This is a genomic window from Phocaeicola massiliensis B84634 = Timone 84634 = DSM 17679 = JCM 13223 (assembly GCF_000382445.1).
Classification (GTDB): Bacteria; Bacteroidota; Bacteroidia; order Bacteroidales; family Bacteroidaceae; genus Phocaeicola; species Phocaeicola massiliensis.
The window spans coordinates 1,122,473-1,138,616 of the sequence record NZ_KB905472.1; the positions used below are offsets into that span (position 1 = coordinate 1,122,473).

Genomic DNA, 16,144 nt, shown 5'->3' on the forward strand with positions numbered 1-16,144 from the left:
ATTCTTACTTCTTATTGTCCGGGTTAAACTGTCTGTCGTAATTCAGGAGGAATTTTACGAGTTCGGGATTACGGTGCGACCAACGGAAGTCGTCGGGTTTGTCGAGCGGACGGATGCTTTCCATATCTTCCGGTGTGAGGGCAAAGTCGAATACATCCAGATTTTGTTTCATACGTTCGGTGTGAGTACTCTTCGGAATGGCGATGATGCCGCGTTGTATCAAGTAACGCAGAGCCACCTGCTGCACTGTTTTATTGTATCGCTCAGCTAGAGCAGTCAGTACGGGATTGGTCAGAAGTTCGGGATTACCTTGCGCCAGCGGTGCCCAAGCCATGATGTGTGTATCATAGAGATTCATTTCGGCTTCGGCCTCCCACTGCTGGCTGAACACATTCGTCTTTAACTGGTTCACGGCAGGTTTGATTTCGGCATATTCCGCCATATCCACAAAGCGGTCGGGGTAGAAGTTGGAAAGGCCGATGGCACGGACTTTTCCATCTTTTACGGCCTTCTCCATGGCCCGCCATGTTCCCGGGTAGTCGCTGAAAGGCTGATGGATGAGTAGCAAGTCGATGTAGTCGGTGTGCAGTTTACGGAGAGATTCATCAATGCTGCGGGCGGCGTTTGTCTCTCCGGCATTGCTTATCCATATTTTGGTGGTAAGAAAAAGTTCGTTACGGGGCACACCGCAGCGAGTGACGGCATTGCCCACACCCTCTTCATTATAGTAGGCCTGCGCCGTGTCTATCAGCCGATAACCAGTGCTGATGGCATCGAGCACGCAACGCTCACACTCTTCGGGAGATACTTGGAATACTCCGTATCCCAATACCGGCATTTCGATGCCGTTGTTCAATTTGATAGTCTGCATAAGATTCTGTTTTTAAGGGTTCATATTCTATTTTCTCTTTTCTTTCTAAAATCATTCATGGATTTTGTGCAATCCGATTCCTTTCACAGTTGCTAAGTCCATGTCGTCGTAGATAGGGCTTTTCCCCGTTTCCAGTAGGGAGATAGCGGCCATTTCTTCTTCAGAAAGTATGAAATCAAGGATGTTGAAGTTTTCTACCATTCGCTCCTTGTGTACGGATTTAGGAATAACCACGATAGTTTCCGTATGGTTTGTGCATCAGGTAGAGGTCCAGATAATCCAGCCCGAGCTTTTTCATCGATAAATCGAAAGCGCGCAGGGCATCATCGTATTCGTAGTCTTGCACCCACAATTTGGTGGTAATGAAGAACTCCTCACGTTTCATGCCGCTATGTCGGATGGCGTTGCCTAACTGCTCCTCATTGAAATAAGAGGCGGCTGTATCAAACTTCCTGTAGCCGGTCTCAATCGCATCATTCACAATCCGTTCCGTTTCGTTCTCAGGAATTTGGAAGATGCCGAACCCGATGGCAGGCATCATTACTCCGTTGTTCAATCTTACATTTTTCATATTCTTTATGGTTTTAGCTTCTGATGCAAAATTACAACGCACTTCTCGCTTCTTTGTTACATAATTCGAGGTAGTATTTTCACTATTCGTGGTTTTTGGTTACTTTTGCAAGGAAATGAATAAGGGAAATGGAGCATACAGACTTTGATGGGATTATTTTCGCTGATACATTGCAGGACTTCAATGCCCTGCGGCATACGGGAAGAGTCATTCATATTCTTTGCAGCGGAGGCAATATGGGCTTTACGTTTCAAGACACCCGTTATCACATTGCGGCAGGAGATTATGTGATTCTGCCCAATGCAACACTTGGGTCGGACTTTTCGGACTCCGGGGACTTCCAAGGCATTTTTATGAGCCTTTCGGATTTGTTTATTACCTCAATAGCCATTCGCAGCAATTACGGCATCATCGGACATTTGTCACTTTTGCAGAATCCGGTCATGAAACTTTCATTTCATGACTTCCGGGTGTGCAAACAGGCCATGCTGTGTATCCGGGAGCGTATGGAGGATAAAGGTCATCTTTTCCGGGAAGAATTACTAGGCAGTCTGCTTACCGCCCATATTCTCGATCTCTACGACATCCATGCACGCAGACGGGAGGCGGTCCGACTGTCGGAACATATAACTTTTCTGCTGCGGAAGTTCATCGAATTGTTGTATAATGGCGAATATATCCGTCACCGTAGTCTTGACTTTTATGCTTCCCGACTTTGCATTACTCCTCATTACCTGTCGGAGATATGTAAAGAGGTGAGTGGCAGACCTGCTACTTACTGGATAGATCGTTTTACTCTTTTGGAAATCACTCGTCTGCTATGGCAGAAGGAACTCTCCTTGACAGAGATTGCCGAAAAGCTGAATTTTTCCTCAGTATCCTATTTCAGCCGATATGTGCAGAAAAAAATAGGAATATCACCGTCAGAGTATCGGAAGATGACATTTCGGGTATGAAAATGGTTGCTGATAGAAATTCTTCAGTATATTTGCAACTATTTAAAAACACAAAATAATACTTATGAAAAATACTATTTCTAAAGGATGGCTTTCCTTGTTGATTGTGATGGGAATCTTAATTCTTGACCAAATCATAAAAATAGCGGTAAAAACGAATATGTATTATAATGAAAGTATTCGCATTACCGATTGGTTCTATATTCATTTTGTTGAGAACCCGGGGATGGCTTTTGGTATGCAAGTTATTCCCAAAGCAGTACAGACAATAGGCCGTATCTTATTTGCCGGGATTATTATATGGTATATAGGCCGACTTATCAAAGCTAATTGTAAACGTGGTTATCTTATTTGTATTTCCCTGATATTGGCAGGTGCAATTGGAAATATTATTGATAGTATTTTTTATGGAGTCATATTCAGTCAAAGTACCTTATCTGAAGTGGCAACTTTTGTACCGATAGGACATGGATACACTGATTGGTTATACGGAAAAGTTGTCGATATGTTCTATTTTCCTCTTTTTGAATTTAACTGGCCCGGTTGGATGCCATTTATAGGAGGAGATAATTTTATATTCTTTAGTCCGATCTTTAATTTTGCAGATGCAGCTATCAGTTGCGGAGTCATTATTTTGTTATTGTTCTATAAGAAATACTTCAGTGACAGTATTCACATGATTAAAAATGATTTAAAAAGTAAGTTAGCATCTTAAACTTGTTTCAGTATAATAGAAAGAAGAGAAAGTTAGTCTGTATATTTTTTATATTCTTTTGAATTAAAGATTTCTTGTTCTAATCCCTTATGTTCTTTATCGATAATTTTCATTAGTTCTTGAATGCCTGGTTCATCTGAAATGATGGAATTTCTGTAACTCAATTGTTTATCGTAAAGTTCTGCATCACCGAATCGATGCATTAACTTATCAATAAATTTAGGAACAAAGAATTTTTTAGGACCTTTGATATGTTTTTTATAAATATCCTGATAAATATAAACTCCGGCAATATCAAAGTCACCATAATGAATGTATGCATTAGGCAATGTTTCTAACCAATTCACTAAACTTCGATGTGTATCTCTGGGATAATAAGTTGTAAATAAAGGTCGCATTCCTTCAAAGAACTCCTTTTGTTCTTCTATAAAGATAAAGTTTTCAGGATTTTCTACCATAACAATGGTGACATCCGAGGGAATTGTGAACTCTTCATGATTTGAAACGAAACAGACAGGCCACACTTCGGGAGAAAGCACCAGTTTTCTTTTGGAGAGAGAAACTTCAATCGGTTCAATGCTTTTCACCAGAAAACCATTCATGGGATGCGTTTCATTGCTCTTTGAGTTCCCTCTCATCAATATATTGTCTACTTTCCTTAGCTCATTTATTTCCATCTTTTCGATGTAATCATCTAGGGAACATTTTATATATTTATTACTTAAATGGTTTAGTAAGGCAATGGGAGAGTGAGCATAGATTATAAAACCATTTCCTTGTGGAAACTTTGATAAGACATGCTCATCCAATAACTGTTGAAAGATTTTTCCTTTTAAATTGCTTAAAGGAAATCTCTCCCCTAAAGAGAGAGATTTCAACAATCGCACTTGGTTTAATGTAATATTTATCATTATATGTTGGTGTCTGAAATTAACCGTGCAATACGTGTTTTACTCTGTGAATCTTTTGTTAATAAATACACATGCTTGTATGCTTCTCGGTTGAGCTCGGTAGGAGAGCCGTTGATAAGGATAATATTCCGGTCGTTGGCAAATTTCAAGATACCTGCCACATTGTTCGGATGGAGTTTTCCAATTTCATCCATCATGCAGTGCAACTTGAAATCTTTGAACTTTCGTGAAGCGGCTTCTTTAAATACATTGATTAGCATGATATTAATCATAGCTTTTACCAGAATATCCGTACCTTCCGAACCTACACTTGAAATTTTCTCTACAAATCCTGTGTCATTACCATTTTCTACAATGCGGAAACGTAGTTCGAAGGAGTCATACAGCCGGATATTGTCATAACGGTAGGCATGAATTTCTTTGATAAAGTCGCGCAGCAGCTTGATGGCTTCTTCTTTTATCAAAGGCTCTTTTTCGGAAGAGAACAAGTTTGTTTCGGGGGTAAGGTCATAACCATATTCTTTGTAATATTTTTGAATATCATGCAGTACATTTACCACTCGGTTACTGCTTTCTTCCATTTTCATCTCGATGCGCTGAATGACACCTACAAAATTGCAGGTAGCGAATCCTTTATTTATCTTGCCAATAATTGTTTGTATATTTTTTTCGGAAGAAGAAAGTGAAGTGACATCCATGCTGATACGTTTAAATGTATCCCAATGTTCATTATTGATACGGCGTACATATTCGTCAATTCTATCTTCCTCTATAAAATCGTGCAACTCATCAGCAAAGCGTATGTATTCCCAGTCTTCATTAAATTTGGTTTTAAACTTGAAAGTATTGTTTTCGTCAAAGTGTCCTGTGAAGAGGTTTACAGCTTTACGCAGTTTGGTTTGCATCTGCATGAATTGCATGTAATATTGATTCAACAGGTCAATTAACTCCATGCAACTTTTTTGTGTAATAGTTGTCATAGAAGGGCCATTCTTGAAAATATCCTGATGAGATTTATACCAATCAAAGCTTTCTATATTGGCGTAAGCATCCAGATTCTGTTGTAAATGACGAATATTACCTTCGGCTTCTTGTAAAATTATCTTTATTCTGTCTATCTCTTTCTGCAAGGTATCAACTTCTGCTCTCAGGGTATCCCGTTCTTTCTTTAATTGCTTTCTCAGGTCTTCTTCCTGATATTTCCATGTAGGGATATGTTCAATCAGGTCTCGTTTGTCTTTTTGATATTCGATAATCAGTGTTGCGTGTTTTTTGATGAAAGACAACTCCTGCTCAATCTGTCCCAGTTGGTTGGCGATATTTTGCAAACGTTCGGTATCGGCACCTTGGGAATGCAACTCTTTTTGCATCTCTGCCTCATGCTGTGCTTTGCCGGCATTGATACGCTTTTGTTCCTCTTTTTCTTCTTTGCGTATATTTTCTTGTTGGATGTTCTTTTCTTCAAAGAGTTGGTTTTGCAAGTGTGCCCATGCTTCTTTCAAGGCATTGAGCTTGTTTGCTTTCTCTTGTCCCAAGTTATCCAGCTTTTCATTGACGGAAGCCAGTTCTAAAGCAATTTTGCTTTTTTCCTCATCCAGCCGGGTTAACTTTTCATTACGGGCAGCTTCTGCTTTTTTCTTCCAGTCTTCAAGGTCGAGCATGTCTTGCTGGTATTGGCGTTCCAGTTTTTCCAATTCATATTCTAACTGGTTGATACGGCTTTTCTGTTCTTTTATCAACGGCTGGTATTTTCGCTTTATTTGCTCTTGTCCCTCTGCTTTTTCGGCTTGCAAACGTTGCATGCGCATAGAGATTTCTGCCGAACGTTGTTCCTTCTCCTCTTTTTCTTTATTATAATCATCAATAGATTTGATGTGACGCTCTATGACATTCAAATCAATTTGGATTCCATAAAAAGAATTGCCTTCTGCTTTTTGCGGTGAGAGGTTGGTTTGCCACAATATAGCTTCATCGCATAGTTTACCGATTGTTTCTTCCCATCCTTTATGGTTTTCTTTCAGCCAGCCTTGTAAGGTACTCTTACTATGGGTAAGAAACTGCTGCAATTCCTGTATGCGGACATGTAACTGTTGCAGTTCCATCTGTGACTTCGACAGTTCATCATCTATCCCTTTTTCCAATTTTTGAACTTCATGCTCCCATTTCATCATCAAGTCTTTGATAATGATTTGAGCCTCATTGATACGTGTTTTTCGCTCCAAGTGAGTAGAGGTGTACGACTGAATGCGCATCTTTAATTCCTCTTGTTCCTTTTCGAAGAAGATTTCTTTGCGGCATGAACGAATACGATAATCCATTTCGCTCAGCTTTGTCTGTTTTTCGGTTTTTAGCGGATGCAGTTTTTGTGACAGGTTCTCATACTCCTGATACAAAGCTTCTGTTTGGTTTTGGTTTTCTTTACGAGCTTCTTCCAAACGGGCATTGTAAACAGTATTTAATGTATCCAATTGATGAATTTTCTCTTCGTGTATTTTATTCCACTGGTTATCCAGGTTCTGGATAAGCAATTTGTATTTAGAAGAGATTTCCGTGTATTGCGAAGTCAATATGCGTTGTTCTTCCTGCAAACCGAGACGTTTGTTTTTCCATTCCATTTCTTTGGCAGAACGTTCCATCACTTCCTGTATATGATGTTCTTCATATTCCTTTTCCTTCAGAACGGCTTTCTTCAAATCATTGCTGACGATGGTCAGTTCTTCCTGTATTTTTTCGCAACGCTGCCGTGATTCATTTTGTAATTCTGCCTTCAGCTTTTCCTGTATTTGTATGTCATTGCCAGCCTTGTCGCGTTTTTCTTTCCATTCGGGCAGCAGTTCGGATGCTTTTCGACCGGCAATCACCAGTTCGCGGCAATTTTGCATGATATCACTTTGCAGACGGGTTGTTTGCTGTGATAGTTGGGTAATCTCCGTTGCCTGCTTCTGTGTCTCTTTCTTTTGAAATTCACTAATGTCTCTCAGGCGCGTTTCAAAATCTTTCAAATGCTCTTTGTAACTATTCAGATCGATGGATATTTCTTCTTCATTTAAAGAAGAGATAATAGTCCTTTTGATAAATTCGGCATCAAGTTTTGAGTTCAGCAATACATTCTGGATGGTACGCGGAATGTTTTGATATTGTTTGCTTTCCATCAAGGAATAACGTCGGAATTCAGTACTCGTTGCATTGCCATATAGGATATTACGATACTCGTCGTAGGTATAAATGATGCGCGAATACTCCACTTCATGTTGGTCGAGCATGGCACGGATACGGTCTGTGCCGCTGTAGGCGGTGCGATTCTCGTCAATAAAGAATTCTTTGCGATAAGGTGAATCTATGAAACGATAACATACCCGGTTCATGGCTTTAAAGCTCAGGATACAGAATGCTCCATGCTCCGTTGTTACTTCGTAAATGATATATGAGTTGGCAAAAGGAAAATAGTAGTCCGTGTAATTTTGTTTTTCAACGGGAATGCCCAGTTTCTGCGTGTCCGCATTATAGAAAAATAAGATAGCACGCAGAATGGTACTTTTTCCTACTCCTTGTGTGCCGATAAAGTGGATATTTCCATCCAGATATATATTGTCCGAATAAGGAATATTCGCACTATTGATAAAAATTATTCTACTCAGGTTTCTCATCTTCAATGTCTTCAAAAATGTTGATACTATCGACTAATTTTTCCAGATAATGCCATGAAGTCAGTACCTTATAAGTATTAGTCTTCTCATTTTCCAATTCGATAAACGATTCTTTGGCCAGCAAACGTATCATATTGTCGAGCACGTCTTTGCGGATATCCTTGTCCGAGAAATGTTTGCGGATACCGTCTAATTTATTTTGCAGCAAAACATTGATATTGGCCTCTACCAAAATTTGTTCCGGCTGGAAGCGGAAGCCTGCACCGAATGTTTCATCGTAAGTTTTGAAGAAATCAAGTACATCTATCCAATAATAGGCACGGAGTATCTTTTGTTCCAATGTGGTTTTTGATTCCGTGCGCGAGAAGTAGAAATACTCGTTTCCCCTTTCTAATGTATAGTTTATTTGTGAAAAGTATTGGTATAAAGATTCGTAGTTCTCATCAATCATATTATACATGTCGCGCAAGTCGATATCTGTGCTGTTGGAACAGATAAATTGCCCTTTTTGCATATATTCGAAGATTAATGCTGTATTGTCCGGTATTTGTATATTCAAATTCATAGTTTATAAAGGGTATATTTTGGCATATTCATATTGTTTGTATCGTCCGAAATCATCGCTTATTTCTAATTTGTCTTCGTAGAGCGACACTATTTGGCAAAACAGTGTGGTGCATTCTTCTTCGTTTACTTCACGTTGAAAAGAATAATGGAGCAGAAAGGTAAACAAGTCTTTGGGTTGCTCGTTTTTCCATTGTGCTTCTGCACCCGATTGTAGAAAACTTTTAACCACTTCTTCCAAGTTTACCACTTCCTCATACATGGCTTGCGCTTTCATGTCTTCCTCACTAAAAGCACCCGCTTCATTCTTGCGGATATGCTCCCGGGTTTTCCGGTTGCTCAGGATTCTAAGGATAATGGGGCGTGCTTCGTCACTTGCCAGATATTCGGGCGATAGCTTGAATGAAGTCTGTGTACAGCCTTCCAACAAGACGGAATGTTCATTCTCCATTACTTCTGCCAGGTTGCTTCGGGCACGCAGTTCAAACTGGTCTTGCAGATACTTTACTTTTCGGATTTTCTCTACCAATATTACTTGATTCTTTATTTGGTTCAGATAGTTGATTATATCCTGTTGCGCCCGTATGAGGCTGTGAGCAGACAATTGCAACTCCTGACGCAGTTCCAGCAAGATGCGTCCTAATTCCTCATCGGTGGCTTGTTGGAAAAAAAGTCGCTCTTCATGTAGAATCAGGTGCTCGGTGGAGTCAATGAGATTCTGTATATTGATGCGCTTCTTGTCCAGATTCTTCAGCTTGGCTATTTTGATTTGGTATGTTGGTTCATGTTTGAAAGTGTTGTCGATACTGTTTTGCAAATTCATGATATTACGTATTGTTACGCGAGCTATTTTCTGGAACGTCAGTTTGATGTTCCTCACATAGCTCTCTTTGCGTGATTGTATCTTTTCTTTCAGATAATAATCCATCAGCTCGTGCAGGTATTCGATGTTTTCGTCAATTGTGGCTGTGTCGATTTCTTCGTTGGCTTCAAGTAGCGTTTCAAAGAAATCGAGAAAACGCACGTCCAGCTCCAAGAAGTTGCCATTTTGGTGAATCACTTCTTTTTCAATTAATATTTTAAGGCGATTTTCATCGTCTTTTAATAATTCTAAGGCATCGATGTATCTGAAACTGATGGTTTTTCTCTTTTCGAACATTTCCGTCAGCAATGTTTTTGCCGTGGATATGGTATTTATGATTTCGTAAATAGAACGGAATATATACATAAGTTTTCTCCAAAAAAGTGCACGAAGTTATGACAAAAGGATGAAAAAACCTAACTTTTTATGCTAAAACCCATATTTTTCTATGCTCTGAGGAATGTTTTCCGGGCAAGAAAAATATAGGGATGGGGTAAGCGCTCTATTAAATTTTATCTACCTTTGTATTCTGTTTAAGACTAAAATGAGATATTGAAATGCAGAATATTATTGCTATTGAGAACGGGGTTGTCCGTCATCCGCTTTATCGGATGAAAAAGCCGATAAACATGACGCTTGCCGAAGGTGAACATATTGCTATTGTAGGTCCGAACGGAGCAGGAAAAAGCATATTGGTGGATACTATTATCGGGCGTTGGCCGCTATTAATGAACGAAGTGAAGTATGATTTTTCGCCTTCTCCCTCAAAGATGGTGTATGATAATATAAAATATATTGCTTTCAGGGACTCTTATGGGGATGCAGACGGTAATTATTATTATCAACAGCGCTGGAATACCCATGATTTGGATGAAACGCCTGTCGTTCGTGACCTTTTGCCGAAAGCTACGAATCCCGAACTGAAAAAAACGTTGTATGACTTGTTCGACATAGAAACGATGCTGGATAAACATATTATTCTGCTATCGAGTGGAGAGTTACGTAAATTTCAGTTGACCAAGACTTTGTTGAGTAACCCTCGTGTGCTGATAATGGATAATCCTTTTATCGGACTTGACGCCAAGACACGTGACCAACTTCATGCATTGCTTTGCGAACTTATACGGATGACTTGTCTGCAAGTAATTCTGGTACTTTCAAAGACAGATGATATACCTTCGTTGATTACGCACGTAATTCCTGTAGAAAATCGTATGTGCGGTGATAAAATTACGTTGAAAGCTTATCTTGCCGGTTGCAAGCCTGTCCCCGAACGTGTGCTCTCAAAGGAGAAAGAAGAACGTATCTTGGCTCTTCCTTATGGTGATGGCTTTTATCATACCGACCATGTGGTAGATTTGAATAAAGTGAGTATCCGTTACGGTGAAAGGACTATCCTGAAAGAGTTGGATTGGAGTGTGAAATGTGGTGAGAAGTGGGCTCTTAGCGGAGATAATGGTTCCGGAAAATCTACATTGCTGAGTTTGGTTTGTGCTGATAATCCGCAGAGCTATGCCTGTGATATAACCTTGTTCGGGCGTAAGCGCGGATCAGGAGAGAGCATTTGGGAAATAAAGAAGCATATCGGGTATGTCAGCCCGGAGATGCATCGTGCCTATTTAAAGAATTTACCGGCCATTGATATTGTGGCAAGCGGATTGCATGATTCGGTGGGGCTTTATAAACGTCCGCGTCCCGAACAGATGGAAACTTGTGAGTGGTGGATGGATATTTTTGGTATTGCAGACTTGAAGGAGCGTAGTTTCTTACAGCTTTCCAGCGGAGAACAACGTTTGGTTTTGTTGGCACGTGCCTTTGTTAAAGACCCGGAATTACTGATATTGGATGAACCGTTGCATGGACTCGATTTGGTAAACCGCCGTTTGGTGAAAGATATTATTGAGACTTTCTGCCGGCGCAGGGATAAAACAATGATAATGGTGACACATTATAAAGATGAATTGCCGATGTGTATTACCGGCTCATTGCACCTGAAAAGAAATGAATAGCTATTGAAAAAACACATCGCGTTTTCATGGATATATCCGGGCATATAGATAAGTCTGCCCGGATATAAATATAAATCGATGCAAGTTATTAATTATAGGATAAAAGAAGGTATTTCTTTTGTACGTTTTAATGCTGCATTAAAATCGTTTATCAATTCCTTGATTACTTCCTCTGCTGTTTTGAGACTATGTACAGAAGACGCTATTTGTCCTATTTCCACTTCACCTTCGTAAATGTCTCCTTCAAAAATACCTTTCTTGGCACGTCCCTTGCCCAATAATTCTCTTAATTCTTCTACAGATGCACCGCGTGTTTCTGCTTCTTCCACTTGCTTGAAGAATTCATTTTTTACGAGTCTGACAGGCGAAAGCTGTTTTAATGTGAGTTGGGTATCGCCTTCATTCAGCCGCAGACAACGGTCCTTGAATGTGAAATGTGCCGAACTTTCTTCGGTCAATGCAAAACGTGTACCTATTTGGACTCCATCGGCCCCCAGTGTCATGGCGGCCAAGATACTTTCACCGGAGCCGATGCCTCCTGCTGCCATAACCGGAACGGTTGTAATTTTTTTTATGGCAGGTAGCAGACATAGGGTAGTGGTTTCTTCACGACCGTTGTGACCGCCTGCTTCAAAGCCTTCGGCAACAATGGCATCTACACCTGCTTCTTCACATTTGGCAGCAAACTTACTGCTTGCCACGACATGGGCTACTGTTATATCATGCTGATGGAGATGTTCTGTCCATGTTTTCGGATTTCCGGCAGAAGTAAAGACAATCTTTACTCCCTCGTCGATTACGATTTGGATGATTGTATCTATCTCGGGGTACATCAGCGGGATATTCACTCCGAAAGGTTTTTCTGTGGCTGCTTTACATTTCCGAATATGTTCGCGGAGTGTTTCGGGGTGCATGGAGCCGGCGCCAATCAGACCGAGTCCTCCTGCATTGCTCACGGCGGAGGCCAGCCGCCATCCGCTACACCATACCATACCCCCTTGGATAATAGGATATGTAATACCAAAAAGATTGCAGATTCTGTTCATTACTTTATTATTATATAACTATTTTATGTTAAACAATTAAGCCGGAAAAATGTTTGGCTGACTACTTGCAAAACTACGCCTTTTCTTCTTATGGTAGTGAAAAAAAAGAAAAATCTCCGCTTTTTTACGGTTTATAGAACAGAATTGGTCTATCTTTGTTATGAGAATTAAAAATGTATTTTTATAACGATAAAAACGAATCATGTTATTACAACTACTATTTGTACTTGCCGCTATTATTGTAGGTGCCCGTTTAGGAGGTATCGGACTTGGAGTGATGGGAGGTGTGGGCCTCGCTATTTTGACTTTTGTCTTCGGACTTCAGCCTACTGCGCCTCCCATTGATGTGATGTTGATGATTGCTGCCGTTATATCTGCCGCATCCTGTATGCAAGCGGCAGGCGGATTGGACTTTATGGTCAAGCTGGCAGAACGTTTGCTGCGCCGTAACCCGGCACATGTTACTATTCTGAGTCCGTTGGTGACTTATTTGTTTACTTTTGTTGCCGGAACAGGACACGTAGCTTATTCTGTACTTCCCGTGATTGCCGAAGTTGCCGCTGAAACAAAAATCCGTCCCGAACGTCCTTTGGGTATTGCGGTAATCGCATCTCAACAGGCTATTACGGCAAGCCCTATTTCTGCTGCTACCGTGGCACTTCTCGGGTTGCTTACCGGTTTTGACATTACCCTGTTTGATATATTGAAAATAACTATTCCTGCTACCTTGATAGGTGTGCTGGTAGGCGCTTTCGCTTCGATGAGAGTAGGTAAGGAACTGATGGAAGACCCTGAGTATCTGCGTCGTATGGAAGAAGGTCTGTTGGAGGATAAGCACGTGGAGCTGAATGACGTCAAGAATATGTTTCAGGCACGTCTTTCTGTGATTATCTTCATTGTGGCCACTCTGCTGATTGTGCTGTTCGGCTCTATTCCCGGTCTTCGTCCTTCGTTTGACGGAAAAGTAATGGACATGCCTTCACTGATTGAAATTCTGATGTTATCGGCTGCCGCACTCATTTTGATTATCTCGCGTACTGACGGTATCAAGGCAACTCAGGGAAGTGTATTTCCGGCAGGGATGCAGGCAGTGATTGCTATTTTCGGTATCGCATGGATGGGGGATACCTTCATTAATGGTAATATAACAGAATTGACAGGTTCTATTGAAGGAATTGTCCGTCAGATGCCGTGGCTTTTCGGTGTGGCATTGTTTGTAATGTCTATTCTGCTTTACAGTCAGGCGGCGACTGTGCGCGCTATTGTGCCTCTGGGCATTGCTTTGGGCATTTCGCCAATGATGCTGATAGCCTTGTTCCCGGCCGTAAACGGTTATTTCTTTATTCCCAACTATCCGACTGTGATTGCTGCCATAAACTTTGACCGTACAGGAACTACCGGTATCGGGAAATGGGTGTTGAACCATTCTTTTATGATGCCCGGTCTTGTAGCCACAATTGTATCGATTGTTATCGGACTGTTGCTCATACAAATATTATAGTCTCAATATATTAACTACCTAAACTAGAAAAAATTATGAATGGATTAAGAAAACTCAGTTTGCTGGCTGTGACGTTGTTATTCGGCGCCTTTGCAGCAGTTGCCCAAAAGCCTAATATTCATATTTTGGCAACAGGAGGAACAATTGCCGGAACCGGTGCTTCGGCTACCAATACGAATTATACAGCCGGACAAGTGGCTATCGGCACATTGCTGGATGCAGTGCCCGAAGTGAATAAGATTGCCAATGTGACCGGTGAACAGATTGTAAAGATTGGTTCTCAGGATATGAATGATGCCGTTTGGCTGACATTGGCAAAACGTATCAATGAACTGCTCAAGCGTGATGATGTAGATGGTATCGTGGTAACTCATGGGACAGATACGATGGAAGAAACGGCATTTTTCCTGAATCTCACCGTGAAGAGTGATAAACCGGTGGTATTGGTCGGGGCGATGCGTCCTTCTACGGCAATGAGTGCCGATGGTCCTTTGAACCTTTATAATGCAGTAGTTACTGCTGCCGCCAAAGAATCGAAAGGAAAAGGAGTGGTGATTGCAATGAACGGATTGATCTTGGGCGCTCAGGGAGCAACCAAGATGAATACGGTAGATGTGCAGACTTTCCAGTCTCCTAATTCGGGTGCGCTGGGATATGTTCTTAATGGAAAAGTGTCGTATAATATGGAGTCTTTGAAACGTCATACTACCAAGTCAGAGTTTGATGTGACAAATCTAGATAAATTGCCTAAAGTGGGTATTGTCTATAGCTATTCCAATGTAGATGCCGATGTGATGACTCCGTTCCTCAACGGGGGGTATCAGGGTATTGTGCATGCCGGTGTGGGAAACGGCAACATTCATCAGAACCTGTTCCCCATGTTGGAAAAAGCGCGTAAACAGGGGATTCTGGTCGTTCGCTCCAGCCGTGTTCCGACAGGTCCTACCACTCTTGATGCAGAAGTGGATGACAATAAATATCAGTTTGTTGCTTCTCAAGAACTGAATCCGCAGAAAGCACGTGTATTGTTGATGCTTGCGTTGACAAAGACAAATGACTGGAAGAAGATTCAGCAATACTTCAACGAGTATTAATTGATTTACATAGGGCAGGTGCCCGGTGTTTTTGGGGTTGTGTCAGAACGCGGATAATGCTGTCGTTTAGTTCGTAGGGGCAAGATTCGCTTGCCCGAAAACAGTTTGCTTTGTGTCTTCGGGCAGGCAAACCCTGTCCTTACAGCTGACGGTTGGATAGGCCATTTTAGTTTTGAAACACTCCCGTTTTCATTTATTTTCAAAACCCAAACCATACTTAATTATGAAAAGGATAATGTTATTATGCCTGACGGCCATTGCCATGTCAGGCTCACACTCGCTATATGCACAATCTTCAAAAAGTGATTTCATGTCGGACGATAAAAGCCTCTTTGAAGAGGTGACCGGTATAAAAAAGAAAACCGATAAGTTCAATCTCTATCTCAACATGCATGGTGACTTCAATATGAAATGGAATGAGTCCGGTTTCGATCAAGGGGCATTCGAGATGAAACAGCTCCGCATCGAAATGAAGGGTAATATCAACGATTGGCTGAGCTATCGTTATCGGCAGCGTCTTAATCGTGGTAATGATGGATCGGGTAATATTGACAATGTTCCTACCAGTATTGACTATGCAGGTATAGGTGTCAAACTTGATAAGTTTTCGTTCTTTGCCGGCAAGCAATGCACTGCTTACGGAGGAATTGAGTTTGATGTCAACCCGATTGACATTTACGAATACAGCGACATGATAGAGAACATGAACAACTTCATGACCGGATTGAATGTGGCCTATAATTATAATCCTCACCAGCAAATTCAGTTTCAAGTATTGAACAGCCTGAATGGACCTTCCAAAGAGATGTATGGTGACTTGGAACGGACAAAGCTTCCGTTGGTTTACACCTTGAACTGGAATGGTAATTTCATGGATGTATTCAAGACCCGGTGGTCTGCCTCTGTTATGAACGAAACAAAAGGCGAGAAAATGTATTATTATGCTTTGGGTAATGAGTTCAATTTCAATCCTCAGTGGCATGCTTATTTTGACTGGATGTATTCTCGTGAAGGAGTAGACCGCAAGGGAATCATAACAAGAATGATAGGTGGTGACCTGAATCATAATGTATTTAACGCCGAATATATGTCATACGTGCTTCATGTCAACTATCGATTTGCTCCGAAATGGAATCTGTTTGCCAAAGGTATGTATGAAACAGCTTCCGTTTATAAAAGCAGTGATGAGGTGGAAAAAGGGAAATACCGTACGGCATGGGGGTATGTAGGCGGTATTGAGTATTATCCGATGGAGACCAATTTGCATTTCTTCCTGGCTTATACCGGTCGTTCTTATCGATTTGCCGACCGGGCTAAAGCACTGGGAGAAGATAATTATTCGACTAATCGAGTGTCTGTGGGCTTTATTTGGCAGATGCCGGTGTTTTAAATCATAG

12 protein-coding genes and 1 pseudogene are annotated in these 16,144 nt (G+C 41.1%); 6 read left to right on the top strand and 7 right to left on the bottom strand.

All coding sequences use genetic code 11. From position 1 onward, the window contains the following. Positions 1-4 precede the first annotated feature (4 nt). Entirely contained in the window at positions 5-871 is an 867-nt protein-coding gene (locus tag HMPREF1534_RS14255; protein WP_005937730.1) for an aldo/keto reductase, read from the bottom strand. 51 nt (positions 872-922) lie between these two features. Then, positions 923-1,442 (bottom strand): annotated as a pseudogene (locus tag HMPREF1534_RS0118825) (aldo/keto reductase). A gap of 128 nt (positions 1,443-1,570) precedes the next feature. Between HMPREF1534_RS0118825 and HMPREF1534_RS14250 the strand changes: the two are divergent. After that, on the top strand, positions 1,571-2,398 hold the full coding sequence (locus HMPREF1534_RS14250; protein WP_005937736.1) for a helix-turn-helix domain-containing protein: 828 nt from the start codon (positions 1,571-1,573) through the stop codon (positions 2,396-2,398). Positions 2,399-2,462: 64 nt separating this feature from the next. Further along, a complete protein-coding gene (locus HMPREF1534_RS14245; RefSeq protein ID WP_005937738.1) occupies positions 2,463-3,113 on the top strand; it encodes a lipoprotein signal peptidase in 651 nt (216 codons plus the stop codon). Between the two features lie 32 nt (positions 3,114-3,145). Here the strand turns inward: HMPREF1534_RS14245 and HMPREF1534_RS14240 are convergent, their stop codons facing one another. From HMPREF1534_RS14240 to HMPREF1534_RS14225, 4 genes are read right to left on the bottom strand one after another with little or no spacing between them, the layout of a single operon-like run. After that, positions 3,146-4,024 carry a hypothetical protein gene (locus tag HMPREF1534_RS14240; RefSeq protein ID WP_005937741.1) on the bottom strand — a complete coding sequence of 293 codons (879 nt, stop codon included), beginning with the start codon at positions 4,022-4,024 and terminating at the stop codon, positions 3,146-3,148. Beyond that, positions 4,024-7,671, bottom strand: a complete 3,648-nt coding sequence (locus HMPREF1534_RS14235; protein WP_005937744.1) for an ATP-binding protein — start codon at positions 7,669-7,671, stop codon at positions 4,024-4,026. The genes HMPREF1534_RS14240 and HMPREF1534_RS14235 overlap by 1 nt, the downstream gene beginning before the upstream one ends. Then, positions 7,655-8,236: a condensin complex protein MksE gene (locus tag HMPREF1534_RS14230; RefSeq protein WP_005937747.1), complete on the bottom strand. Its 582-nt coding sequence runs from the start codon at positions 8,234-8,236 to the stop codon at positions 7,655-7,657. Before HMPREF1534_RS14230 ends, HMPREF1534_RS14235 begins: the two co-directional genes overlap by 17 nt. 3 nt (positions 8,237-8,239) lie before the next feature. Further along, entirely contained in the window at positions 8,240-9,463 is a 1,224-nt protein-coding gene (locus tag HMPREF1534_RS14225) for a hypothetical protein (RefSeq protein ID WP_005937750.1), read from the bottom strand. Between the two features lie 191 nt (positions 9,464-9,654). Here HMPREF1534_RS14225 and HMPREF1534_RS14220 point away from each other — a divergent pair, with 191 nt between their 5' ends. Beyond that, positions 9,655-11,106 (top strand): ATP-binding cassette domain-containing protein, encoded by a 1,452-nt coding sequence (locus HMPREF1534_RS14220; RefSeq protein ID WP_005937752.1) that lies wholly within the window; start codon positions 9,655-9,657, stop codon positions 11,104-11,106. 92 nt (positions 11,107-11,198) lie between these two features. Here HMPREF1534_RS14220 and HMPREF1534_RS14215 read toward each other — a convergent pair whose 3' ends face one another. Next, complete coding sequence (locus HMPREF1534_RS14215) at positions 11,199-12,152, bottom strand: NAD(P)H-dependent flavin oxidoreductase (protein ID WP_005937755.1); 954 nt, start codon at positions 12,150-12,152, stop codon at positions 11,199-11,201. A 202-nt stretch (positions 12,153-12,354) separates the two neighbouring features. On the opposite strand from HMPREF1534_RS14215, the gene HMPREF1534_RS14210 reads away from it, so the two are divergent. From HMPREF1534_RS14210 to HMPREF1534_RS14200, 3 genes are all read left to right on the top strand, one after another. Then, positions 12,355-13,653, top strand: coding sequence for an anaerobic C4-dicarboxylate transporter family protein (locus HMPREF1534_RS14210; RefSeq protein WP_005937759.1), 1,299 nt, complete (start codon positions 12,355-12,357; stop codon positions 13,651-13,653). A gap of 35 nt (positions 13,654-13,688) precedes the next feature. Next, a complete protein-coding gene (gene ansB / locus HMPREF1534_RS14205; protein WP_005937761.1) occupies positions 13,689-14,747 on the top strand; it encodes an L-asparaginase 2 in 1,059 nt (352 codons plus the stop codon). A gap of 223 nt (positions 14,748-14,970) precedes the next feature. Next, on the top strand, positions 14,971-16,137 hold the full coding sequence (locus HMPREF1534_RS14200; protein ID WP_025066818.1) for a porin: 1,167 nt from the start codon (positions 14,971-14,973) through the stop codon (positions 16,135-16,137). The last annotated feature ends 7 nt before the right edge of the window (positions 16,138-16,144 follow it).

Coding starts and splice junctions, on each gene's coding strand:
- HMPREF1534_RS14200 (WP_025066818.1), top strand. CDS start 14,971: ATGAAAAGGATAATGTTATTATGCCTGACGGCCATTGCCATGTCAGGC.
- HMPREF1534_RS14255 (WP_005937730.1), bottom strand. CDS start 871: ATGCAGACTATCAAATTGAACAACGGCATCGAAATGCCGGTATTGGGA.
- HMPREF1534_RS14250 (WP_005937736.1), top strand. CDS start 1,571: ATGGAGCATACAGACTTTGATGGGATTATTTTCGCTGATACATTGCAG.
- HMPREF1534_RS14230 (WP_005937747.1), bottom strand. CDS start 8,236: ATGAATTTGAATATACAAATACCGGACAATACAGCATTAATCTTCGAA.
- HMPREF1534_RS14210 (WP_005937759.1), top strand. CDS start 12,355: ATGTTATTACAACTACTATTTGTACTTGCCGCTATTATTGTAGGTGCC.
- HMPREF1534_RS14240 (WP_005937741.1), bottom strand. CDS start 4,024: ATGATAAATATTACATTAAACCAAGTGCGATTGTTGAAATCTCTCTCT.
- HMPREF1534_RS14225 (WP_005937750.1), bottom strand. CDS start 9,463: ATGTATATATTCCGTTCTATTTACGAAATCATAAATACCATATCCACG.
- HMPREF1534_RS14245 (WP_005937738.1), top strand. CDS start 2,463: ATGAAAAATACTATTTCTAAAGGATGGCTTTCCTTGTTGATTGTGATG.
- HMPREF1534_RS14235 (WP_005937744.1), bottom strand. CDS start 7,671: ATGAGAAACCTGAGTAGAATAATTTTTATCAATAGTGCGAATATTCCT.
- ansB (WP_005937761.1), top strand. CDS start 13,689: ATGAATGGATTAAGAAAACTCAGTTTGCTGGCTGTGACGTTGTTATTC.
- HMPREF1534_RS14215 (WP_005937755.1), bottom strand. CDS start 12,152: ATGAACAGAATCTGCAATCTTTTTGGTATTACATATCCTATTATCCAA.
- HMPREF1534_RS14220 (WP_005937752.1), top strand. CDS start 9,655: ATGCAGAATATTATTGCTATTGAGAACGGGGTTGTCCGTCATCCGCTT.